The 997-nt window shown below is 74.2% G+C and carries 2 protein-coding genes; one reads left to right on the top strand and one right to left on the bottom strand.

The window, feature by feature from the left end; translation table 11 throughout:
* Nucleotides 1-192: tRNA-specific adenosine deaminase (locus tag VB737_RS07270; RefSeq protein WP_500312248.1), on the bottom strand; the 192-nt coding region annotated here is incomplete at its 3' end.
* Between the two features lie 65 nt (nt 193-257).
* Between VB737_RS07270 and VB737_RS07265 the strand changes: the two genes are divergently transcribed.
* Nucleotides 258-997, top strand: a 740-nt coding sequence (locus tag VB737_RS07265) for a pyridoxal-dependent decarboxylase (RefSeq protein WP_500312247.1), incomplete at its 3' end; no start/stop codon positions are given.

The following is a 997-nucleotide window of genomic DNA, read 5'->3' as shown; positions in this document are numbered from 1 at the left end:
GCGCAGGGCCAGCAGCTCGGCGTGCCCCAGCGGGTCCGCCCGCCGATGGCGCCGGTTGCTGCCCCAGCCCACACAGCGCCCGGCCTCATCCAGCAGGGCCGCCGCCACCGGGATCTCCCCCCCGGCCCCGACCGCCTCGGCAAGGCGCAGGAGCCGGTCCATCCACAGCAGATTGGCGGCGTCATTCAGCATGGACTTCTTCTAGCCATGCCTCCGGAGGGGCAAGCGGCAGAATGCCGAAGCCCCCACCGTCGCCGTTGGCCAGCGTCCCCCCCGCCCAGCGGCCAGCGCCGCCCCCCAGGGAGTGCGGCTCCTTCGTGGATCCGTTCCAGGTGGATCCGGCCCTCGAGGTCTTTCTGCAGCAGGCGTCGATCCTGCTGTGCCGCTGGCTGGGCCAGGCCGGCCACGGCACCCCCCTGCCGGGACTGAGCGTGCTGCCGATGGTGGAGCCGGAGGCCGAAGGCCTGGGCAGCGACCGGCTGCTGGCCGATCTCCAGCTGGTCATGGAGGGGGCCTACAACCCCAACCACCCCGGCGCCCTGGCCCACCTCGACCCGCCGCCCCTGTCGGCCTCGATCGTGGCCGACCTGATCTGCGCCGGGCTGAACAACAACCTGCTGGCCGAGGAGCTCTCCCCCAGCCTGAGCCGCCTGGAGCGGGCCCTGTGCGCCTGGATGGCGGGGTGCTTCGGCCTGCCCGGGGGTTCCGGCGGCGTGGCCGCCAGCGGCGGCAGCCTCAGCAACCTGATGGCCCTGGTCACCGCCCGGCATCAGCGGGGCCTGGCGACCCGGGGCGATGCGGTGGTGCTCTGCAGTGAGGAGGCCCACGTCTCGCTGATCAAGTCCGTCGCCGTGATGGGCCTGCCGGCCGAGGCCCTGGTGCGGCTGCCGGTGAGCGCTGCCGGCGGCCTCGACCCCCAGGCCCTCGAGGAACGGCTGGCCGGGCTCGACCGGGCCGGCATCCCCGTGATCGCCGTGGTGGCGACCTCCGGCACGAC

It is taken from the genome of Synechococcus sp. BA-120 BA3 (genome assembly GCF_034931285.1).
Lineage (GTDB): Bacteria > Cyanobacteriota > Cyanobacteriia > PCC-6307 > Cyanobiaceae > Cyanobium.
Note: the sequence above shows the minus strand (reverse complement) of the source record. Positions and strands in the feature narration are given on the sequence as shown.